The sequence below is a fragment of the Streptomyces sp. NBC_00376 genome, from assembly GCF_036077095.1.
Classification (GTDB): domain Bacteria; phylum Actinomycetota; class Actinomycetes; order Streptomycetales; family Streptomycetaceae; genus Streptomyces.
This window is the reverse complement of sequence record NZ_CP107960.1, coordinates 4390114-4411239: the sequence shown is the minus strand read 5'-3', so window position 1 is coordinate 4411239 and position 21126 is coordinate 4390114. Positions and strand designations below refer to the sequence as shown.

Sequence of the window (21126 nt, the reverse complement as noted above, 5' to 3'; positions counted from 1 at the left end):
CAGGACCTATGACCGGATCAGCCGGAGAGGCGGACCGGCATGATCAGGTACTTGTACGCGTCGTCCGCCTCGGCGTCCACGGCCGGGCGGCCGCTGAGCAGCGCGGGCTTGGTGGACGTCGTGAACGAGAGCTGGGCGACCGGGGAGTCGATCGCACTCAGCCCGTCCAGCAGGAAGGTCGGGTTGAAGGCGATGGAGATGTCGTCGCCCTCCAGCACCGCGTCGACCCGCTCCACAGCCTGTGCGTCGTCGCTGGAACCGGCCTCCAGGATCAGCACGCCCTGCTCGAAGCTGAGCCGCACCGGAGTGTTGCGCTCGGCGACGAGGGCCACACGCTTGACGGCCTCGACGAACGGCGCCGTCTCGATGACCGCGACCGAGTTGAACTCGGTGGGGAAGAGCGTGCGGTACTTCGGCAGATCGCCTTCGAGCAGCCGCGTGGTCGTACGACGGCCGGCACCCTCGAAGCCGATCAGGCCCTCACCGGCGCCCGAGCCGGAGAGCGCCAGGGTCACCGTGTCACCGCTGGTCAGGGCCTTGGCGGTGTCCAGCAGCGTCTTGGCGGGCACCAGGGCGACGGCGGAGGCGTCCGGGTTCTCCGGCTTCCAGAGGAACTCGCGGACCGCAAAGCGGTAGCGGTCGGTCGAGGCCAGGGTGACGGTGTCGCCCTCGATCTCGATCCGCACACCGGTCAGCACCGGCAGCGTGTCGTCGCGGCCCGCGGCGATGGCGACCTGGGCGGCGGCCGAGGCGAAGACCTCGCCGGGGACCGTGCCGGTCGCGGTCGGCATCTCGGGAAGTGCCGGGTACTCCTCCACAGGAAGGGTGTGGAGTGTGAATCGCGAGGAGCCGCAGACCACGGTCGCCCGTACACCGTCTGTGGAAATCTCCACCGGCCGGTTGGGGAGGGCGCGGCAGATGTCGGCGAGCAGCCGGCCGGAGACCAGCACCGTGCCGTCCTCCTCGACCTCGGCGTCCACCGAGACCCGGGCCGAGACCTCGTAGTCGAAGCTGGAGAAGCTGAGGGCGCCGTCCTCAGCCTTCAGCAGAAGGCCCGCAAGAACGGGCGCCGGCGGACGGGCCGGGAGGCTACGGGCCACCCAGGCCACAGCCTCCGCGAGTACATCGCGCTCCACCCGGATCTTCACCGGAACCGCCTCCTGCTGTTGCTCGCTCGCCCTGCTGGCCTTCGTCGTCTGATCGCGTCTTCCGCCGCTGAGGCAGCGAGGACGCCGGGGACCAGTCTGACGTACGGCACCGACACTCGGTGCTGCTCGGGGTCAAGTCGCGACAAGAGGTTCGGAGAGCTCCGGCGCCGAGTTGTGCACAGGCCCCACTTCGAAGCGGATTCCGGGCTAACTCTATGTGGCAGTAGTAGTAGGGCCTGTGGAAACCGTGGATAACGTTGTTTCCGCAGGTCAAGCCCCGTTTTTTATCCACTGCCCCTGTGGGGGGCACCGGTGGACAACACGGTGCTTCTGTGGACACAGGAAAGTTCTGCACACCCGATGCACAGGGCAGGGGGGTTTCTCCCCAGGGCTGTCCCCAGCTTTACCCAGGTTCCCCACAGCCCAACCGACCCTCTTGGTGTGACGCCTTTCACTCGGCGCGGTGAAAGGCGGTGCAGCGTTGCCGAACAGTGGACAGAGGTGTGGAGAAGCAGCAGGGAGCTGGGGACAAGACGGCTCGGTCTGTGGGTCGCCGGTGGACAACTTCATCCACGCCCTGTGGACGAATATTTTGTCCACAGGCTGTGGATCACCGTTGACCACAAATCCCCAACCCCTTGACCTGGCCTGATGGAGTATCGGCAGTCGCCCCTGTGGAAGCAATATGGACAACTTCCGGATTCCCAGGCTGTGGAAGGGGAAAACTCCCCAGATCTGTGGAGAACAGGCGGTCAGCTGCGGGTATTCGAACAGCGCGACGGCGCCGGAGCGGCGGCAGCGGGTTCTGGAACGGGTCCGGGGAGGGTCTCGGGGCGGCTGCGGACGGTTCCCGAGCGCCGTCCGGGCGGTCTCCGGACCCGTTTCCGGGCGGTCCCCGGACCGTTCTCCGGCGCTCCCCAGGACGCTGCCGGGCGTGCCGCGGACGTTCCCCCGGTGCTGCCCAGCCGCTCCCCGGGCGTTTCTCAGACGTTCGCCGGGCGCTGCCCAGCCGCTCCCCGGACGCTCTCCAGGCAACGAAAAGGGCGCCCGAAGCCCCCTGTTGAGGGTTCCTCGGGCGCCCTTCCGGCGCGTACGGAGCGTCTGCCGACGGCGGTGCGTCAGCCGTTCTTGATGCGGTTGGTGAGCTCGGTGACCTGGTTGTAGATGGAGCGCCGCTCAGCCATCAGCGCGCGGATCTTGCGGTCCGCGTGCATCACCGTCGTATGGTCGCGGCCACCGAACTGCGCACCGATCTTGGGCAGCGAGAGATCGGTGAGCTCCCGGCAGAGGTACATGGCGATCTGGCGGGCCGTCACCAGTACCCGGCTGCGGGAGGTTCCGCAGAGATCGTCCACCGTGAGACCGAAGTAGTCCGCGGTCGAGGCCATGATGGCCGTCGCCGTGATCTCCGGAGCCGAGTCCTCGCCCCCCGGGATCAGGTCCTTCAGCACGTGCTCGGTCAGTCCGAGGTCCACCGGCTGCCGGTTGAGGCTGGCGAAGGCCGTGACCCGGATCAGCGCCCCCTCCAGCTCCCTGATGTTGCGGGAGATCCGGGAGGCGATGAACTCCAGTACCTCCGGCGGGGCGTTGAGCTGCTCCTGCACCGCCTTCTTACGGAGGATCGCGATTCGCGTCTCCAGCTCCGGCGGCTGCACATCGGTGGTCAGGCCCCACTCGAAACGGTTCCGCAACCGGTCCTCCAGGGTCACCAGCTGCTTGGGCGGCCGGTCGGAGGACAGCACGATCTGCTTGTTGGCGTTGTGGAGCGTATTGAAGGTGTGGAAGAACTCCTCCTGCGTCGACTCCTTGCTCGCCAGGAACTGGATGTCGTCGACGAGCAGGATGTCCACGTCCCGGTAGCGCTTGCGGAAGGTGTCGCCCTTCCCGTCGCGGATCGAGTTGATGAACTCGTTGGTGAACTCCTCGGAGCTCACGTACCGCACCCGGGTGCCCGGGTAGAGGCTGCGGGCGTAGTGACCGATGGCGTGCAGCAGGTGGGTCTTGCCGAGCCCGGACTCCCCGTAGATGAAGAGCGGGTTGTACGCCTTGGCCGGGGCCTCGGCGACCGCGACCGCCGCGGCGTGCGCGAACCGGTTGGACGCGCCGATCACGAAGGTGTCGAAGAGGTACTTCGGATTCAGCCGGGCCGCCGGCTCGCCGGGACCGGGCGTGGGGGCGGGCTGCGAGCCCATCGGCCCGGTGGCGCCACCGGGCCGTCCGGTGCCGGCGCCGCCCTGCCGGTGCTGCGGCTCCTGCATGTCGTGGTGCTCGGGGCGCTGCTGCTCGTAACCCTGGCGCTCGGGCGGCTGCGGACGGTAGTCGTGCTGCGGCTGCTGGGGGCGGCCGCCGCCGTACGGCTCGCGCCACTGCTCCGCGGGCGCTTCCCGGTCCTGGAACCCGCCGAGCCGGGGCTGCTGCCAGGAGAGGTCCTCCTGGGTGCGCGGCCACGCGCCGGGTTCGGGGCGCTGCTGCTGGTAGTCGGGGTAGGCCGGCCGGGCGGTCGGCATGCCGTCGTCGGTGGGCCGGTGTCCGTACCCGTCGTACGCGTCGTTGTGCTGCCGCTCGTCGTGCTGCGGTCCCTGGTACCGGTGCGGCTGGGGCTGCTGGGGCTGGTGCATCGGCGGCGCGGGCGGGCTCGGCGGTTCGCCCGCGGAGTCGTCGACGGTGATCGCGATGCGGATCGGGCGGCCGCATTCGCGGCTCAGCGTCTCGCTGATGAGCGGCGCGAGCCGGCCCTCCAGGACGCGCTTGCCCCATTCATTGGGCACCGCGAGCAGCGCCGTGTCGGCGACCAGGGCGAGCGGCTGGCAGCGCTCGATCCACTGCTTGTCCTTCGGCTCGATCCCTTGCTGGCCCTCCCCGAGGAGTTGCTCCAGCACTCGTGGCCACACTGCGGCAAGATCGGCAGGTACGTCAGCCACGGGGCACGCTCTCTCGCTGGTCCCACGAATGTGTGGTTCTCGGGACGGTATGGGTCGGTATGGGTGAGGACCGGCAGGCAGGAAGAAAAGAACCGGAGCTAAGCCACGGTAGTCAGGGCGACCCGCGTGGTTCAAGTTGTTGTCCACAGCCTGTGCACAGCGGGGGGTGCTGGGGAGCCGGTTTGACCGGATGGCGTAGCCGCGCGTACCGTGACCAGGTCGAGTTGTCGATGGCTGCTGCCGCCTGCCTCCGATGGGCAAAGATCACGATCTGTGATTGTGAAGCGGTGCACTAGAGCGTTTACGCGAGTCTCTCGTGGGCGCACGGTGACAGCCAGGCGATGTCCCGCCAACACACGAGTCATTTCTGGAGCCCCCTAGTGAGCAAGCGCACCTTCCAGCCGAACAACCGTCGTCGCGCGAAGACCCACGGCTTCCGGCTGCGCATGCGCACCCGTGCCGGCCGCGCGATTCTCGCGTCCCGCCGTGGCAAGGGTCGCGCCAACCTGTCCGCCTGATCGCTTACAGGTCATGACGTGCTGCCTACCGAGAATCGGCTGAGGCGGCGCGAGGACTTCGCGACCGCAGTACGTCGAGGACGCCGGGCCGGTCGCCCGCTACTCGTCGTTCATCTACGCAGCGGTGCAACGGACCCGCACGTGACTGGGGAGAATGTTCCCCCGCCGCGTGCGGGTTTCGTTGTCAGCAAAGCTGTGGGTGGAGCGGTTGTGCGCACAGCAGTGAAGCGGAAGCTTCGCCACCTGGTCCGCGAACGGCTTGCCCTGCTGCCCCCCGGTAGCCTGGTTGTCGTACGAGCGTTGCCCGGAGCGGGCGACGCCGACCATGAACAGCTGGCCCGAGACCTGGACGCCGCTCTCCAGCGGCTGCTGGGAGGGGGCGCGCGATGAAGTACCCGCTGCTGGCTCTTATCAAGCTGTATCAGTGGACGATCAGCCCACTCCTCGGGCCTGTCTGCCGTTACTACCCGTCGTGTTCCCACTACGGATATACGGCGATCGACCGGCACGGAGCGATCAAGGGAACCGCGCTGACGGCTTGGCGCATCCTGCGGTGCAATCCGTGGTCACCCGGTGGCGTGGACCACGTTCCACCACGCAAACGTCCGCGTTGGCATGAACTCCTTCGTAATGCCATGCGCGGTGGCAAGGGCGGGGACTCCGCCGCTGATGCGCCTGTCCGGGGACCGGTCTCCGAACCCCCGAGTCAGGCCGCAGAGACTTCGCCCAATGCTCAAGGAGCCTGATTAGTGGACACGATTGCCAGTCTGTTCAGCTTCATCACCTGGCCCGTCTCATGGGTCATCGTCCAGTTCCACACGATGTACGGGGCGATCTTCGGACCCGACACCGGCTGGGCCTGGGGCCTGTCCATCGTGTCCCTGGTGGTGCTGATCCGGATCTGCCTGATCCCGCTTTTCGTCAAGCAGATCAAGTCGACCCGCAACATGCAGGTGCTCCAGCCGAAGATGAAGGCGATCCAGGAGCGCTACAAGAGCGACAAACAGCGTCAGTCCGAAGAGATGATGAAGCTGTACAAGGAGACGGGCACCAACCCGCTCTCCTCGTGCCTTCCCATCCTGGCGCAGTCGCCGTTCTTCTTCGCCCTGTATCACGTGCTGTCGGCCATCGCCTCGAACAAGAAGATCGGTGTCATCGACCAGTCGCTGCTCGACAGCGCTCGTCAGGCACACATCTTCGGTGCTCCGCTCGCTGCCAAGTTCATGGACAGCGAGGAGAAGGTCCAGGCTCTCGGCGCCTCTCTGATGGATGTCCGGGTCGTCACCGCGGTCATGATCGTGATGATGTCGGCCTCGCAGTTCTTCACCCAGCGCCAGCTGATGACGAAGAACGTCGACCTGACGGTCAAGACGCCGTACATGCAGCAGCAGAAGATGCTGATGTACATCTTCCCGGTGATCTTCGCCGTCATGGGTATCAACTTCCCCGTCGGTGTCCTCGTCTACTGGCTGACCACCAACGTCTGGACCATGGGTCAGCAGATGTACGTGATCAACCAGAACCCGACCCCGGGCAGCAAGGCGCAGGACCAGTACCTGACACGTCTGCTGAAGAGCGTCACCGCGCACGGCGAGGTCCGCGGCAGGACCCGGCGCAACACCGTCAAGCGGATCGTGGCCAAGGGCCCGGACCGCAATGACATCGAGCGGAAGTTCGTCACGGGGCTGGCCAAGATGGGCCTCGCCGCCCAGGAGGACGGCACCGTGATCAAGAGCGAGACCGCTGTCGCCGAGGCCGAGGGCGGAGCCGCGCAGCGGCGTCAGCAGCCCAAGCGCCAGACCAAGGCCCAGCGCCAGACCGGTACCGCGCAGGCGGGGACCAAGGACGCCGACTCCACCGAGTCGGGTTCCAAGACCTCCCTGCAGAAGCGGGACGCCGCGCAGGACGAAAAGCCCAAGCCGGCGGGCAAGCCCGTGTCCGGCTCCTCACGCCAAGCCAAGTCCGGACAGCGCAAGGGCCCGCAGCGGCCCAAGCACCCGTCCAAGAAGTAAGAAGGAGTCCATCCGTGACGGAAGGCACCACCTCCACGGCCGCTGAGGGCAGCGACACCTTGACCCGCCTTGAGCAGGAGGGCGAGATCGCAGCGGACTACCTCGAGGGTCTGCTCGACATCGCCGACCTCGACGGCGACATCGACATGGATGTCGAGGCGGACCGGGCCGCGGTCTCGATCATCAGCGACTCGGCACGTGATCTGCAGAAGCTCGTGGGCCGCGACGGTGAGGTGCTGGAGGCGCTCCAGGAGCTGACGCGGCTCGCCGTTCACCGGGAGACCGGGGACCGCAGCCGGCTGATGCTGGACATCGCGGGCTTCCGGGCCAAGAAGCGGGCGGAGCTCGCCGCGCTGGGTGCCAAGGCCGCGGACGAGGTCAAGAGCACCGGCGAGCCGGTGAAGCTGGACCCCATGACGCCGTTCGAGCGCAAGGTCGTCCACGACGCGGTCGCGGCCGCCGGTCTGCGCAGCGAGTCCGAGGGCGAGGAGCCGGAGCGCTTCGTCGTCGTCCTCCCGGCCTGACTGGACCCTAGTTCTGTCGGCCCCGTCTGTTCGCAGGCGGGGCCGATCTTTGTCAGCCTGATAGATCAGCCACCCACAGTGCGGTAGTGCGGTATGGAAGGACGGTTCCCGTGACGGCGGAAGTAGAGCTTCCCCAGGCGCCCGAAGGGGCGCGGGCGGTTTTCGGCGAGTTCTTCCCGGAGGCTGTCCGGTACGCGGAACTGCTGGCGGACGCCGGGGTGAAGCGGGGGCTGATCGGCCCGCGTGAGGTGCCGCGGCTGTGGGAGCGGCATTTGCTGAACTGCGCGGTGCTCTCCGAGGTCGTGCCCGAGGGCGTCACCGTCTGCGATGTGGGCTCGGGGGCCGGCCTTCCCGGTATCCCGCTGGCGCTGGTGCGCCCCGACCTCAAGATCACCTTGCTGGAGCCCCTGCTCCGGCGCACGAATTTCCTTCAGGAAGTAGTGGAGCTGCTGGGCCTGGACCATGTGACGGTCGTGCGTGGCCGGGCCGAGGAGGTTCTGGGCTCGCTCCAGCCGGTGCACGTGGTGACGGCTCGTGCCGTGGCACCGCTGGACCGGCTGGCCGGCTGGGGCGTTCCGCTGCTGCGTCCGTACGGGGAGATGCTGGCGCTCAAGGGGGACACCGCAGAGGAGGAGATCGCCGGGGCACGCGCGGCCCTGAGCAAGCTCGGCGTGGTGGAGACCGAGGTGCTGCATGTCGGGGATGGCGTGGTCGACCCGATGTCCACGGTGGTGCGTGTGGTGGTCGGTGAGAGTCCCGGCGGTGTGAGGTTCGCCGCAAAGAGGGCCAAGGCCGCCAGGACGAGCCGCACGAGGCGCCGCCGCTGACGTCTCCGGTCGCTCCGCGGGATCAAGTGCCGCGTGCTGTTCATGCCGTCTGCCGGCGGCGGGTCCGGTACGTAGCCTTATGACCCATACGGAGTGTCGTGCCCCTGTAGCTAAGCTGCGGGGGCATCGTGTTTCACGTGAAACGTCGCTCTCTGCTGCATGGAATCATCAGCCGCGGTCGCGCGGCTGCCGCGCCGCGGCATCGCAGGCCCGTTAGGGCTACGGAGTTGTCCACAGAAGTGGATTCATCCACAGAAGAGCGGGCCTCGCTGGTTCACGACCCCGAAAGCATGGCAGGCTCTGCTCATTGCGAGCCTGAAGTCGAGGAGAGTGAATCCTTGCGGTCCGACGCCAACATCGCGGGACCGATGACCGATCCGGTCCCCGGTCCCCGAACCGAATCGGCGGGGGACGGTGTTTCACGTGAAACACCGCCGCCGATGGACGACACACCCATCGGTCGCGCGGCCCAGCTGGCGGTCGAGGCCCTTGGCCGCGCCGGTGAGGGCCTGCCCCGTCCTGACCGGACGCGCGTCATGGTGGTGGCCAACCAGAAGGGCGGAGTGGGCAAGACGACCACGACGGTCAACCTTGCTGCCTCGCTCGCGCTTCACGGCGCCCGTGTTCTGGTGGTCGACCTCGACCCGCAGGGGAACGCCTCTACGGCTCTGGGTATCGATCACCACGCCGAAGTCCCCTCCATCTATGACGTCCTGGTGGAGAGCAGGCCGCTCTCCGAGGTGGTTCAGCCCGTACCGGACGTCGAAGGCCTCTTCTGCGCCCCCGCCACCATCGATCTCGCCGGTGCGGAGATCGAACTGGTGTCGCTGGTGGCGCGGGAGAGTCGACTGCAGCGAGCGATCCAGGCGTACGAGCAGCCGTTGGACTACATCCTCATCGACTGCCCGCCTTCGCTCGGTCTGTTGACGGTCAATGCCCTGGTCGCCGGGGCCGAGGTGCTGATCCCCATCCAGTGCGAGTACTACGCGCTGGAAGGGCTGGGTCAGCTGCTGCGCAATGTGGACCTGGTGCGGGGGCATCTCAACCCCGATCTCCATGTGTCGACGATCCTGCTCACCATGTACGACGGCAGGACCAGGCTCGCTTCGCAGGTTGCGGAGGAGGTGCGCAGCCACTTCGGCAAGGAGGTGTTGCGGACGAACATTCCGCGATCGGTGCGGATCTCGGAGGCGCCCAGCTACGGGCAGACCGTGTTGACCTATGACCCGGGTTCCAGTGGGTCGCTGTCGTACCTTGAAGCGGCGCGTGAGATCGCCCTGCGGGGCGTCGGGATCCACTACGAGCCCCAGCATGCCCGGACGGGCATGGGGAACAGCCAGCAGAGCATTTCGGAGGGGATTCAGTGAGCGAGCGTCGAAGAGGGTTGGGGCGTGGGCTGGGTGCCCTGATCCCCGCCGCTCCGCAGGAGAAGCAGGTGCCGTCAGCGGGGATGGGATCGACCTCTGCCGGGGCGAATCCTGTCCTGACCGCGGAGCGAGGGGTGGCTGCGGCAAAGGTGGCCGCTCGCGCGGGCGCTCCGATCGTGCCGGAGCCGAGCGCGCCGTTGTCGGAGTCCGGAGCGGCTGCCGGGCCGGCGGAACCTACCGGGGCGTACTTCGCCGAGATTCCTATCGGCGACATCACTCCGAACCCCCGCCAGCCCCGTGAGGTGTTCGACGAGGACGCGCTTGCGGAGCTGGTGACCTCCATCAAGGAGGTGGGTCTCCTTCAGCCTGTCGTCGTGCGGAAGGTGGGGCCGGAGCGCTACGAGCTCATCATGGGCGAGCGGCGCTGGAGGGCCTGCCGTAAGGCGGAGCTGAAGCAGATTCCGGCCATCGTCCGGGCCACGGACGACGAGAAGCTGCTCCTGGACGCGCTCCTGGAGAACCTCCACCGGGCTCAGCTGAATCCGCTGGAGGAGGCAGCCGCGTACGACCAGCTGCTCAAGGACTTCAAGTGCACGCATGACCAGCTGGCCGACCGGATCGGGCGTTCGCGGCCGCAGGTGTCCAACACACTGCGTCTGCTGAAGCTGTCGGCTCCGGTACAGCGGAGGGTGGCGGTCGGGGTGCTGTCGGCCGGTCATGCGCGGGCCCTGCTGTCCGTGGACGACTCGGAGGAGCAGGACCGGCTGGCCCATCGCATTGTGGCCGAGGGGCTGTCGGTGCGTGCGGTCGAGGAGATCGTGACGCTCATGGGCTCCAGTTCCACGAGCCCTGCCAAGGCCAGGGGGCCGCGGGCCGGCGGCCGGGTGTCGCCCGCCCTGTCCGATCTCGCCACCCGCCTCTCGGACCGCTTCGAGACCAGGGTGAAGGTCGACCTCGGTCAGAAGAAGGGGAAGATCGTCGTCGAGTTCGCGTCGATGGAGGATCTGGACCGCATTCTCGACAGCCTGGCACCGGGCGAGGGGCGCGTGCTGGATCGGGCATCCGCAGAGGAGCCCACAGAGGAATCCTCCGAGGGCGACGAGGGCTGACCCTGCCGATGGGGATGTCGGGCGGGCTGTGTTCCGGTGGTTACCGGAACACAGCCCGCCCTTTGCTTTCTCTCGGTGTCGGCTTCATCCCTGGGTCGATACGATGCGTTCTGGTATGGCACATCCGGGTTGAGCCACCTCGGTACAAGGGGCCATACGGTCAGTGAACGGAGTGCACTGACCGTCGCACGCGATGCGGCGGGCGAAGGAAGCGAGGAACAGCCTTCATGGGGCGTCGGCTCGTACCGCTCACACTGGACAACCTTTCCGATCTCCCCAGACGATGCCGCTCATGTGTCTTCTGGGAGCTTGATCCGGTCAGTGGGGAAGCTGCGGTAAAGGCAGGGACGCCCGAGCTGGAGAAGGAGGCATGGATCTCGGCCGTTCTCCTGGAATGGGGGTCGTGCGGCCGCGTTGTCCATGTCGACGATGTCCCGGTGGGCTACGTGCTCTATGCGCCGCCCGCCTATGTACCGCGCTCGACCGCTTTTCCCACCAGCCCCGTCTCCTCCGATGCCGTGCAGTTGATCACTGGCTGGATCATGCCGGGCTACCAGGGGCAGGGGCTGGGCCGGGTCATGGTGCAGACCGTCGCCAAGGATCTGCTGCGCCGGGGGTTCAAGGCGATCGAGGCTTTCGGCGACGCCCGGTGGAAGGAGCCGGCCTGTGTGCTTCCCGCGGACCATCTGCTCGCAGTCGGCTTCAAGACCGTACGACCGCATCCCGTTCATCCTCGGCTGAGGCTGGAACTGCGCACGACGCTGTCCTGGAAGGAAGACGTCGAACTGGCGCTGGACCGGCTGCTGGGCGCGGTACAGAAGGAGCCGGCGCTGAGGCCGCTGTGATCCGAGAGCCCATGGCGATCCGAGCTCCCATGACAACGTGAAACGGGTCCATCCCCCCGAGGGACGGACCCGTTTCACGTGAAACAGTGGCGTGCGGTACGCCTAGCCGAGGAAGGCTTCGAGGTCGCGGACGATCGCGGCCTTCGGCTTCGCGCCGACGATGGTCTTCGCGACCTCGCCGCCCTGGTAGACGTTCAGGGTCGGGATGGACATGACGCCGTACTTGGCAGCCGTGGCCGGGTTCTCGTCGATGTTGAGCTTGACGACCTCGATCTGGTCACCGTGCTCGGCGGCGATGGCCTCCAGGGACGGAGCGATCTGGCGGCACGGGCCGCACCAGGCTGCCCAGAAGTCCACCAGCACAGGCTTCTCGCTCTTCAGGACGACCTCGTCGAAGGAGTCGTCGGTCACGTTCTTCAGGGCGCCGGCCACGGCGGCCTCCTTAACTTCTTGGGGTGTAGTGGGGTGCGAGGCGTGAGTCAGACGGTGGCCGCTGCGGCCTTTTCCTCGTCGGCGAGCGCGGAGAGGAAGCGCTCGGCGTCGAGGGCGGCAGAGCAGCCCGTGCCGGCAGCCGTGATGGCCTGCCGGTAGGTGTGGTCGACGACGTCACCGGCGCCGAAGACGCCGGTCACGTTGGTACGGGTCGAGGGGGCTTCGACCTTGAGGTAGCCCTCCTCGTCGAGGTCGAGCTGGCCCTTGAAGAGCTCGGTGCGCGGGTCGTGGCCCACCGCGATGAACAGGCCGGTCACCGCGAGCTCGGACGTCTCGCCGGTCTTGGTGTTCCGCAGGGTCAGACCGGAGAGCTTCTGCTCGCCGTGCACTCCGGCAACCTCGCTGTCCCAGGCGAACTTGATCTTCGGGTCCGCGAAGGCTCGTTCCTGCATGGCCTTGGAGGCACGCAGCGTGTCCCGGCGGTGGACGATGGTGACCGACTTGGCGAAGCGGGAGAGGAAGGTCGCCTCCTCCATCGCGGTGTCGCCGCCGCCGACCACGGCGATGTCCTGGTCCTTGAAGAAGAAGCCGTCACAGGTGGCGCACCAGGAGACGCCGCGTCCGGAGAGGGCGTCCTCGTTGGGCAGGCCGAGCTTGCGGTGCTGCGAGCCGGTCGTCACGATGACGGCCTTGGCGCGGTGCACCGTGCCGGCCGTGTCCGTCACCGTCTTGATGTCTCCGGCGAGGTCCACGGAGACGACGTCGTCGGGGACCAGCTCGGCGCCGAAGCGCTCGGCCTGGGCGCGCATGTTGTCCATGAGCTCGGGGCCCATGATCCCGTCCTGGAAGCCCGGGAAGTTCTCCACGTCGGTGGTGTTCATCAGCGCGCCACCAGCGGTGACGGCGCCCTCGAACACCAGCGGCTTCAGAGAGGCGCGTGCGGTGTAAAGGGCGGCCGTGTAGCCCGCGGGGCCGGAGCCGATGATGATCACATTACGGACGTCGCTCACGGGTTTCTTCCTCGTCTCTGCAGACTGCCTACTGTCCACGCCTACTGGGGCCGGTTCAACGACTCTCACCCCACCCAACGGATCCTACGGGGGATGCATTCCCCGACGTGCCGAGGCGGCATCCGGCCGGATTCTCAGGGGCGCGGGTAGGAGTGGGTCAGCAGGAGTTCACCCTTGCCCGCGGGCGCGGTCCGGACGCAGGCCGCATCGACGACGTACGCCTGTACACGGGTCGCGTCGGACGGGTGCGGAAGGACGACGAGGAACGCATCCGTGCCCTTGTAGGTGCCTTGTTCCACGGCGAGGGCGGCAGCATCGCGTCCGGTGCCCTGCTGCACACACGGCGGGACGGGCACGGTGGGTGCGCGCAATGGCGTCTGAGGGGACTCGGATCCGGCGGAGCTGCCCTTGGGCGTCGACTGCGCCCCGACGGACGGCGCCTGCTTCTCGGCCTCCATACCGTCCGCCGACTTCGACGGCTTCGAGCCGGCACTCAGAAGAAGCGTGTGCACCCGGTCCCCGAGGGTGGACTCCGAGAACGCTCCTCCGCTGTTCTCCCCGGCGGTGGAGCTGCGGTCCGCTGCCTTGAGGCTCCCGGACTCCTGGGACGGCTGGAGGCTCTGCAGCATGAAGACACTCACGCCGACCACGGCCGCACCGAGAGCGGCTCCGAGCACGGCTTTGCGACGGCGGCGCCGGACCGACCGGCGGCCGGGGCCGGTGGTCGCCCGGGGACGTCCTGCGGGACGGTCCGAGGGACTGGGTTCCGTGTTCGGCTTCTCTGCTGCCGGCCGCTCTGTTTCACGTGAAACATGCGCCGAGCCGGATGGCTTCGTGATGCCGAGAGCCGCCTCGGCGAGGAGTGCCGCATCGATGCGGTCCGCGATGTCGTCAGGCATGCGCTGCGGCATGGGCACGGTGCCGAGCAGCTCGCGGATCTCTACGAGAGAGGCATGAACCTCACCACAGAGTTCGCAGCCGTCCACATGGTCACGTACCTCTGCCGCACGTGACGGTGGGAGCAGCTCCTCCGCCAGCTCGGAGATCTCCGTGACATCCGGATGCTGGGTCGTGCCGGTCGTTGATGTCATGTGCGCCCACCTCCGCCCTTCACTGCAGCGGGATCGCTTGTGCCCGCATCTCTCGGCCCCGATGCCGGTGGGACGGATGCACGCGGCGTCCGGTTCCTTCCGGCCCTCTCGTCGACTCCTGCGACCTCGCCGCGCAGGTGGAGGAGAAGCGGTGCCAGCCGGGACCGTCCCCGCGCACAGCGGCTCTTCACGGTGCCTGTCGGTACGTCGAGGATGCGTGCCGCCTCGGCCACCGGGTAGCCCTGCATGTCCACGAGGACGAGTGCGGCCCGCTGCTCGGCGGGCAGAGTGGCGAGGGCGGCCAGGAGCTCGCGGTGGAGGTCCTGGCGCTCCGCCGGTGCCTCCGCGGATTCGTGCGGTTCCAGGAGCTGCTCGAACCGTTCGGTGTCGTCGACCGGAGCGGTCCTGCGGGTGGCCGCCTTGCGGACGCGGTCTAGGCAGGCGTTGACCGTGATGCGATGCAGCCAGGTGGTGACGGCGGACTGACCGCGGAAGGTATGGGCGGCCCTGAAGGCGGAGACAAGGGCGTCCTGGACGGCGTCCGCGGCTTCCTCGCGGTCTCCCAGGGTCCGTATCGCCACGGCCCACAGCCGGTCGCGGTGGCGCCGTACGAGCTCACCGAAGGCGTCCGGGTCACCGGCCACATGGCGAGCGAGGAGGTCTGAGTCGCTGAGTGGTTCCGACGGCTCGGCGGCCACCTCCCCCTCCCTCCCTTTCGCTGCGTCAAGGTGCGTCTGTCTATCACGATTCGAGCGGACGGGGCAGGGGCGCAGGAGGCACCGGCCTGGACCGGACGCGTCCACCGGTGCGAGGCGTACCGGTGGACGCGGGAGGCAGATGGGGGCGCCCCCACCTGCCTCGCGGTCACTTGAGTACGGAGATCTCCGAGATCCCGCCCCGGTAGCCACCCGTTCCGTCCGAAGGCAGTTCCGCGAGACGGACCAGGACGTAGCGCGTCCTTACCGGCTTGGAGAAGGTCTTCTTCAGGTCGCTTCCCACCGTTGCGAGCTCTGTGAGGCGCTGGGGGAAGTCCGAGAGGGACGACGGGGCGGAAGCGCTCGGATCGGCAGCCAGCACCTCGGCCTTCTGCCCACTGCGGTACATCTTGGCAGCGATGCCCGCGACGTCCTGAACGCTGCCCAGGTCCACGACTATGCCGCTGCCGTCCCTGCGGTTCGGGTAGTTGCCGAAGTTCGCGAAGCCCAGGTACCGCGGCGTGACCCAGGCCGTGCCCGCATCGCCGTCGACGGAGTTCGGCACCTGATCAGTCTGGATCCCCGAGCCACCGGGCATGAACTCCGTCGCTCCGGCGATGCGCAGCGGCTCGGTCGCGGGCTGAGGCTTGTTGTCGCTGTTCTCCGGGTCGGTCTGTGTGCTGTCGCCGGGGTCGGAACTCTTGTTGTGGTCGATGAGTGTCTCGGCGAGCTGCCAGCTGCCGAGGCCCAGCGCGGCGATGAGCAGCGCGGACACGGCCCACTTGAGGGCCTTGCCGGTGCGGCTCTGGAGCGGTGCCGGGGGCGCCACGATCTTGGGCTGAGCGGCGACGGGCCGGGCCGACGGGCGCCCGTAGGAACCCTGCTGGTAGGTGGTGCGCTGGTACTCGGGAGGCGCGGTGAAGGCGGGCTCCGGAGGGCGGATGCGGGGCATCGCGGCAACGGCCTTGGCCAGCTCGTCCGGCGTGGTGCACGGCTGCTCCTGCCTGGAGGCAGTGGCGCCGTCGTTGGCGAGTGCGCGCATGGCGAGCTCGGAAAGGCCCCGGTGGACGCCGGCGCGCACCTGGTCGGGGGCGATCAGCCCCACGCCCTTGGGCAGCCCGGCCAGGCCGTACGCGTCGCTCTCGTACGGCCAGCGCTGGGTCAGCGCGGCGTAGAGCAGGGCGCCGATCGCCTCGGTGTCCGCACGCTGGGGACCGTCGGCGGTGATGCCCCGCAGGGCGGCGTTCACCGCGAGGCCGCGGATCCGGTACTGCCCGGTCGAGCTCCGCAGCACCGCCCCCGGGGTGAGCCTCAGATGTGCGAGGCCTTCCCGGTGGGCTGCCGCCATGGCCTGGGAGACCTGGCTGACGAGCTGGTAGGCATCGTGCGCGTCCATCGGCCCCGAGGCCAGCAGTGAGGTGAGCTCGGTGGCGTCGGGGAGCCATTCGTGGACGACGTAGACGACGTCGTCCTCCTCCACCGCGTCGAGGACCTGCACGAAACGTGGGTCACCGAGCAGTGCGGAGGAACGGGCCGCCGCCAGCACGGAGCGGGCACGCGGGTGGTCGGCCGGAAGCAGATGAACGCCCACCGCGCGCCGCAGTTTCTCGTCGACGGCGCGCCAGCTGCTGAAGCCGTCCAGACGGGTGACGCACTCCTCCAGCCGGTAGCGTCTGGCCAGTTTGTGCCCGCTGTGCAGATCGAGGGTCGGCAGAGAGGCCTCGGAACCGATGCGCTCACCATCCGTGTCCTGCGGCTTCGTGCCCTTGGTGTCCTGAGCTTCTGCCGTCCCGTCGGCCGTGGTCTCGTCCGCCTTGGCGGTCAGCGGCTCATCACCGCTGTTGTCGGCCACGTCGACGGCAGCCGTGCTACGTTCCGCCACCGTCGTTCCTGCCTCCCCATCCGTTGCGCGATGCCAGCCAGCTCTGCACAGTCACGCCAATTGTGCCCACACTCCGGCGCTATGCACGACACGCAAGGGGTGGTGATGGTTGTGCGGCGGTTGATCCTCAGCGACCGAGACGCCCTCGGACCATGCCGACCATGCCGTTGATTTCCTCGATCCGCATCCGCTTGGCGGCGACGAAGAAGACGCCCAGCAGTACGGCTCCACCGCAGATCAGCGCAGCGAGCGAACCGAAGGCACCCTCGCCGAGGCCCTGGAGCACGGCAAAGCCCACGCCCCCGCCGAGTACCGCTGCGGGGATCGCAGCCAGGCACAGCCGGGCATAGGTACGTACGACATGGGCACCGTCCAGATCTCCGCCCAGGCGGTTGCGGAGCCGCCGCCAGGCGATGCCCACGCCGACGGCGTAGGCGAGCCCGTACGAGGCGGCCATGCCGACCACGGCCCACCGGGCGGGCAGAACCACGTAGCAGAGGGCCGAGGCGGCCGCGTTGACCGCGGCGACGATGACCGTGTTGTAGAAGGGCGTGCGGGTGTCCTCGTACGCGTAGAAGCCGCGCAGCACGACGTACTGCACGGAGTACGGGATCAGGCCGAGACCGAAAGCCATGAGGATGAAGCCCATGGAGCGGGCGGCCTCGGTGCCCGCGGAGGCGTACAGCAGGGTGCACATCGGCAGGCCGAGCGCGAGGAAGGCGAAGGCCACCGGCACGATCGCGACGGCCGAGTTCCGCAGCCCCTGGGAGATGTCGTCACGGACGGCGCCCGGGTCGTCGTCGTGGGCGGCGCGGGAGATGCGGGGCAGCAGCGCCGCCATGACGGAGACGGTGATGATCGCCTGCGGCATGCCCCAGATGAGCTGGGCGTTGGAGTAGGCGAGGAAGCCGGTGCCGTCCTTGCCGGACAGCTTGCCCGCGGACGTCGCGAGCTGTGTCACGACGATCACGCCCGCCTGGTTGGCCAGCACGAACAGGACGGTCCACTTGGCGAGCTTGATCGTCTTGCCGAGCCCATGTCCCTTCCAGTCGAAGCGCGGGCGGAAACGGAACCCGGCCTCGCGCAGATACGGGACCATTGCCAGGGCCTGTACGACCAGGCCGAGCAGCGTGCCGATGCCCAGGAGCCGGACGCCCTCCGGCGGAATGGTCTGGACGCCCATCTGGGACTCGGCGGACGTGCCGTAGACCCAGATGAACATGCCGAACGTGAAGATCATGACGATGTTGTTGAGGACCGGCGTCCACATCATCGCGCCGAACTTGCCGCGGGCGTTGAGGATCTGGCCCATCACGACGTGCACGCCCATGAAGAAGATGGTCGGCAGGCAGTACCGGGCGAAGGTCACGGCGACGCTGTTGGCAGCGGTGTCCTGGGCGATCGTCGGCGACATCATGTGGATCAGCCAGGGAGCGGCGAAGACCGCGATCGCGACGATCACGCCGAGCGCGACCATGACGAGGGTCAGCAGCCGGTTGGCGTAGGCCTCGCCGCCGTCCTCGTCGTCCTTCATGGAGCGGACGAGCTGGGGTACGAAGACCGAGTTCAGGCCGCCGCCCACGGTGAGGATGTAGATCATCGTGGGCAGGGTGTAGGCGATGGTGAAGCTGTCGCCGAGCAGCGCCGCGCCGAGCGCGGCGGTGATCACCAGGCTGCGGACGAATCCGGTGAGGCGGGACACGAGCGTGCCGGCCGCCATCAGCGCGCTGGACTTCAGCAGGCCGGAGGCCCGTCCGCCGGACTTCGGCGGGGCGGGCGCCGGGGCCGGCTCGGGCTCCGGAGGTACGGGGGCGGACCCGGCCGGGCCCTCCTGGTCCCGGAAGAGGTGTGCGAAGGCATCCGGCTGCTCGTCGTCCCGGGAAGCCTGGCTGACGAGGTCGTCCACCCCGACGAACTGGGTGGTCGCCGGATTGTCGCCGTACGGCAGGTGCCGCGACGGACCGTCGGGCTCGGGCGGCGGGGTCTGCGCCCAGATGCGTGGGTCGGGCGGGTACTGGGCCGCAGGCGGCTGCTGGTAGAGCGGCTGGGGCTGCTGGTAGGTGCCCGGGGGCGGCGGCGGGTGCGCGGCACGGTCGTACAGCGCCTCGGTCACCGGGTCCTGGACGGACAGATCCTGGGCGCGGTAGGGATCGCGGTCATAGGCGTCCTGCAGGTACGGATCGGGCGTCGGCGGAACCTGGCCAGGGCCCGGGGGCATCGGAGGCCCGCCGGAAGACCCGGCTCCGCCCGCACCCTGACCGCGGTCACCGTCGTACGGCGCGTTCATCGAAACCCCACCTCATCGTCCCCGGCCGACCGGCCACGACAGACATCGCTCAACGTTCCACTTTCTCACCCGAGCCCGACGGCTCCCCGCTTTCCGGACCGGTGTCCGGAGTCGGGTCACTCGGCTGCTCGGGTTCACCGCCGTCTTCGCCGGGCGCGCCGCCCGCGTTGGCGCGCTTGCGGTGGGTGTACATCCTGATGCCCGCGAGGACCAGGAGCAGCAGCCCGCCGGCGATGACCAGCAGCACGGTCGGGGTGAGCTCGGAGACCTTCACGGTGAAGTTCATCTCTTCGCCGTACGGCGTGCCGTCCTCGGTGTAGAGCTGCGCCGTCATCTGCACCTGGCCGTTGACGTTGGCCGCCGCGTCGAACTTCACGGACTGGCTGTGGCCGGGGCCGATCCGGATCGGCTGCTCCGCCACGGCCCCGCCGTTGTTCAGCTTGAGGCGTGTCGCGTTCTCCGACTTCAGCCGGAGGACGAGATGGTCCACGCCCTGCAACAGCCTGTTCTGCACGGTCACCGGGATGGTGGCGCTGCGGCCGGACAGGGTGACGTCGGACTTCGAGATGAGCTGGACCTCACCGACGAGGTCCTGCAGATAGCCGCGGACCGAGTCCCGGTACTGCTGGGCCTCCAGCGGCCTGCCGCGCCATGACGTCGACATGGACCGGTTGAGCGCGTTGCCGAAGGGGGTCACCACCCGCTCGGGCTGGGTGAGGATGACCTGGAAATTGTTCAGCGAGACCTGGGTGGACTTGATGTCCTGGAAGGCCTGGGTGGGCAGCTCCTGGCTGCGGAGCTTCTTCGGGTACTGGGAGGCACTGGGGACGCTGGTCGTCGCGCCGGCGTCGGGCTTCGCCGCGGCTGCGTCCACCAGCCCGAGGGGCTGGGTCCAGCGCCCGTCGTCGAGCCCGTGCAGGGCCTGGGCCATCGACTGGGCCTGGGCCACGGTGGGCATCCGCTGCGGTGCGACGACGATGCTCCGCTCGGTGTCCGTGTCCTGTTCGGCCAGAGCGAGAGTCAGAGCGAGGAATTTCTGGACGGCGAGGGTGGAGTTCCCCGCCTTCGACATGTCGCCCTGGAAGGCCGTGGAGAGCCGGGCGTCGGCGACGACCGCGGTGGTGCCGCCACCGATCGGCCGGGCCGCGGTCGGCGTGTACGTCAGACCGCCGGTCTCCTGGAGGCTGTCGCTGCGGGCGATCACCTTGTGGGCCCCGGCCGAAGTGGCGACATCGACGACCGACGGGTCGATGGCCCCGTCGACGGGCCATGCGAAGTCGGTCGACGGTTTCACGTGGAGGATCGTCTGTACCGTCGTCCCGGCCGCTTCGGTGGCGGTCTGCAGATGGCCGAGTGTGCCGGAGACGTTCTTGCCGCGGTGCGCGATGGACGCCAGATCGGGGTCGGCGAACGGCAGCGCGACGACCTTCCCGTCCGACACGGCGGCTTCGAGCGAGGTGAGCCACTGCTTGGCGACGGCCTGGTTCTTCCCCGCGACGGTGGTGTCGCCGGACTTGACGCGGTAGTTCCCCGCCATCGCGTCGACGCTGGCCAGCAGATCCGGGTCGATCACCCAGGTCACGGGCAGCTGGCTGCCCAGCGAGACCAGCTGTTCGAGCCGTCCGCCCGGAGCCAGCTCAGCGGCCAGGTCGTCGTCCGCGAACACGGGCGTCCGCTGATCGTCGGTGCCCGTCTCGGCGGTGACATGGGCCGATGCGATGAGCGGCCAGAGATAGGTGACGTTCGTCCTGGAATCACGCTCCTCCTCCTGCCAGGGCAGGAAGGTGCGCTCGATCCCCAGCACCTGCTCGTACCGGGCCTGGGAGGTCTGCCCCGACAGCGAGACGCCGAGCTGGTAGACGCCGTCGTCGCCGAGTCCCAACTTGCCGACCGGAATGGAGAGCGTGAAGTCCTGGCTGATCCCGGAGGGGAGCTTCGCGAACTTCACCGTGTACTTGCCGCCGACCGGGGCGGGGTCGCCGCCGGGCACGTACCCGGTGCGCTTGGCAGCGGTGTCGATCTCCGTCCGGCCGAGGAGCTTCGGGCCCACCCGCAGGTCGACCACGGCCTGCGTGATCGTGTCCTTGCCCCGATTGGTCACGGTGCCGGAGACGGTCAGGGTGTCCCCCTTGACCGGCGCGCTGGGAGCCAGGGTGTCCAGGGACACGTCGACCGTTCTGGACCCGGTGTGGGCCTTGCCGGTCCCGCCGGCCTGCGCCACGGGTGCGGTCGGGCCGGCCAGCAGCGCCGCGACGAGCGGTGCCCCGATGACCAGGGCGGCTGTGCGGCGCAGCCACCGGCGGGCAGGAGAGGGACCGATCCCCTGAATGTCTGCCGCCTCGGCCACGCGCCTACCCGTCCCTCGTCGTCGTCAGCTGGTGTCGATGGTTGTCGGTTCTTGCGTCCACGCATGGTAACGATGTGCGCGGGTGCCAAGTGCTGGGGAGTTCGCTACATG

The 21126-nt window shown here is 68.4% G+C and carries 18 protein-coding genes; 9 read left to right on the top strand and 9 right to left on the bottom strand.

The features are described from left to right. Positions 1 to 17 precede the first annotated feature (17 nt). Positions 18 to 1148 (bottom strand): DNA polymerase III subunit beta, encoded by a 1131-nt coding sequence (gene dnaN / locus OG842_RS19905; protein ID WP_072487582.1) that lies wholly within the window; start codon positions 1146 to 1148, stop codon positions 18 to 20. A 1118-nt stretch (positions 1149 to 2266) separates the two neighbouring features. Continuing rightward, positions 2267 to 4069, bottom strand: a complete 1803-nt coding sequence (gene dnaA, locus OG842_RS19900; protein ID WP_323185761.1) for a chromosomal replication initiator protein DnaA — start codon at positions 4067 to 4069, stop codon at positions 2267 to 2269. A 380-nt stretch (positions 4070 to 4449) separates the two neighbouring features. Between dnaA and rpmH the strand changes: the two genes are divergently transcribed. The 9 genes from rpmH (at position 4450) to OG842_RS19855 (ending at position 11271) form a co-directional block, all read left to right on the top strand. Next, positions 4450 to 4587, top strand: a complete 138-nt coding sequence (rpmH, locus tag OG842_RS19895; RefSeq protein ID WP_030930485.1) for a 50S ribosomal protein L34 — start codon at positions 4450 to 4452, stop codon at positions 4585 to 4587. A gap of 18 nt (positions 4588 to 4605) precedes the next feature. Further along, positions 4606 to 4977 (top strand): ribonuclease P protein component, encoded by a 372-nt coding sequence (rnpA, locus tag OG842_RS19890; protein ID WP_266731343.1) that lies wholly within the window; start codon positions 4606 to 4608, stop codon positions 4975 to 4977. Next, the gene (yidD, locus tag OG842_RS19885; protein WP_266731341.1) at positions 4974 to 5333 is read left to right on the top strand and encodes a membrane protein insertion efficiency factor YidD; all 360 of its coding nucleotides are present in this window, start codon (positions 4974 to 4976) and stop codon (positions 5331 to 5333) included. The genes rnpA and yidD overlap by 4 nt, the downstream gene beginning before the upstream one ends. 3 nt (positions 5334 to 5336) lie before the next feature. Then, complete coding sequence (gene yidC / locus OG842_RS19880) at positions 5337 to 6599, top strand: membrane protein insertase YidC (RefSeq protein ID WP_266731339.1); 1263 nt, start codon at positions 5337 to 5339, stop codon at positions 6597 to 6599. Between the two features lie 14 nt (positions 6600 to 6613). Continuing rightward, positions 6614 to 7123, top strand: coding sequence for a Jag family protein (locus OG842_RS19875; RefSeq protein WP_266731337.1), 510 nt, complete (start codon positions 6614 to 6616; stop codon positions 7121 to 7123). Positions 7124 to 7233: 110 nt separating this feature from the next. Then, positions 7234 to 7950 (top strand): 16S rRNA (guanine(527)-N(7))-methyltransferase RsmG, encoded by a 717-nt coding sequence (gene rsmG, locus OG842_RS19870; protein WP_266731335.1) that lies wholly within the window; start codon positions 7234 to 7236, stop codon positions 7948 to 7950. A gap of 290 nt (positions 7951 to 8240) precedes the next feature. Further along, on the top strand, positions 8241 to 9317 hold the full coding sequence (locus tag OG842_RS19865) for a ParA family protein (protein WP_323185812.1): 1077 nt from the start codon (positions 8241 to 8243) through the stop codon (positions 9315 to 9317). Beyond that, positions 9314 to 10426, top strand: a complete 1113-nt coding sequence (locus OG842_RS19860; protein ID WP_266731333.1) for a ParB/RepB/Spo0J family partition protein — start codon at positions 9314 to 9316, stop codon at positions 10424 to 10426. The genes OG842_RS19865 and OG842_RS19860 overlap by 4 nt, the downstream gene beginning before the upstream one ends. Positions 10427 to 10653: 227 nt before the next feature. Next, the gene (locus OG842_RS19855) at positions 10654 to 11271 is read left to right on the top strand and encodes a GNAT family N-acetyltransferase (RefSeq protein ID WP_266731332.1); all 618 of its coding nucleotides are present in this window, start codon (positions 10654 to 10656) and stop codon (positions 11269 to 11271) included. 102 nt (positions 11272 to 11373) lie between these two features. On the opposite strand, the gene trxA is transcribed toward OG842_RS19855, so the two are convergent. The 7 genes from trxA to OG842_RS19820 form a co-directional block, all read right to left on the bottom strand. Further along, entirely contained in the window at positions 11374 to 11703 is a 330-nt protein-coding gene (gene trxA, locus OG842_RS19850; protein WP_266731331.1) for a thioredoxin, read from the bottom strand. Positions 11704 to 11750: 47 nt separating this feature from the next. Then, positions 11751 to 12713, bottom strand: a complete 963-nt coding sequence (gene trxB, locus OG842_RS19845) for a thioredoxin-disulfide reductase (RefSeq protein WP_266731329.1) — start codon at positions 12711 to 12713, stop codon at positions 11751 to 11753. Positions 12714 to 12847: 134 nt separating this feature from the next. Beyond that, positions 12848 to 13804: a hypothetical protein gene (locus tag OG842_RS19840; protein WP_266731328.1), complete on the bottom strand. Its 957-nt coding sequence runs from the start codon at positions 13802 to 13804 to the stop codon at positions 12848 to 12850. After that, positions 13801 to 14502 (bottom strand): RNA polymerase sigma factor SigM, encoded by a 702-nt coding sequence (gene sigM, locus OG842_RS19835; protein WP_266731327.1) that lies wholly within the window; start codon positions 14500 to 14502, stop codon positions 13801 to 13803. The genes OG842_RS19840 and sigM overlap by 4 nt, the downstream gene beginning before the upstream one ends. A 166-nt stretch (positions 14503 to 14668) precedes the next feature. Continuing rightward, entirely contained in the window at positions 14669 to 16381 is a 1713-nt protein-coding gene (locus tag OG842_RS19830) for a serine/threonine protein kinase (protein WP_266731326.1), read from the bottom strand. A gap of 127 nt (positions 16382 to 16508) precedes the next feature. Next, positions 16509 to 18668, bottom strand: a complete 2160-nt coding sequence (gene murJ / locus OG842_RS19825) for a murein biosynthesis integral membrane protein MurJ (protein ID WP_266731325.1) — start codon at positions 18666 to 18668, stop codon at positions 16509 to 16511. A gap of 49 nt (positions 18669 to 18717) precedes the next feature. Then, positions 18718 to 21015, bottom strand: coding sequence for a DUF6049 family protein (locus OG842_RS19820; RefSeq protein WP_266731323.1), 2298 nt, complete (start codon positions 21013 to 21015; stop codon positions 18718 to 18720). Between the last annotated feature and the right edge of the window lie 111 nt (positions 21016 to 21126).

What these genes read in the sequence shown, in the direction of transcription:
- yidD (WP_266731341.1), top strand. Translation starts at nt 4,974, where the DNA reads ATGAAGTACCCGCTGCTGGCTCTTATCAAGCTGTATCAGTGGACGATC.
- OG842_RS19865 (WP_323185812.1), top strand. Translation starts at nt 8,241, where the DNA reads ATGGCAGGCTCTGCTCATTGCGAGCCTGAAGTCGAGGAGAGTGAATCC.
- OG842_RS19855 (WP_266731332.1), top strand. Translation starts at nt 10,654, where the DNA reads ATGGGGCGTCGGCTCGTACCGCTCACACTGGACAACCTTTCCGATCTC.
- OG842_RS19840 (WP_266731328.1), bottom strand. Translation starts at nt 13,804, where the DNA reads ATGACATCAACGACCGGCACGACCCAGCATCCGGATGTCACGGAGATC.
- murJ (WP_266731325.1), bottom strand. Translation starts at nt 18,668, where the DNA reads ATGAACGCGCCGTACGACGGTGACCGCGGTCAGGGTGCGGGCGGAGCC.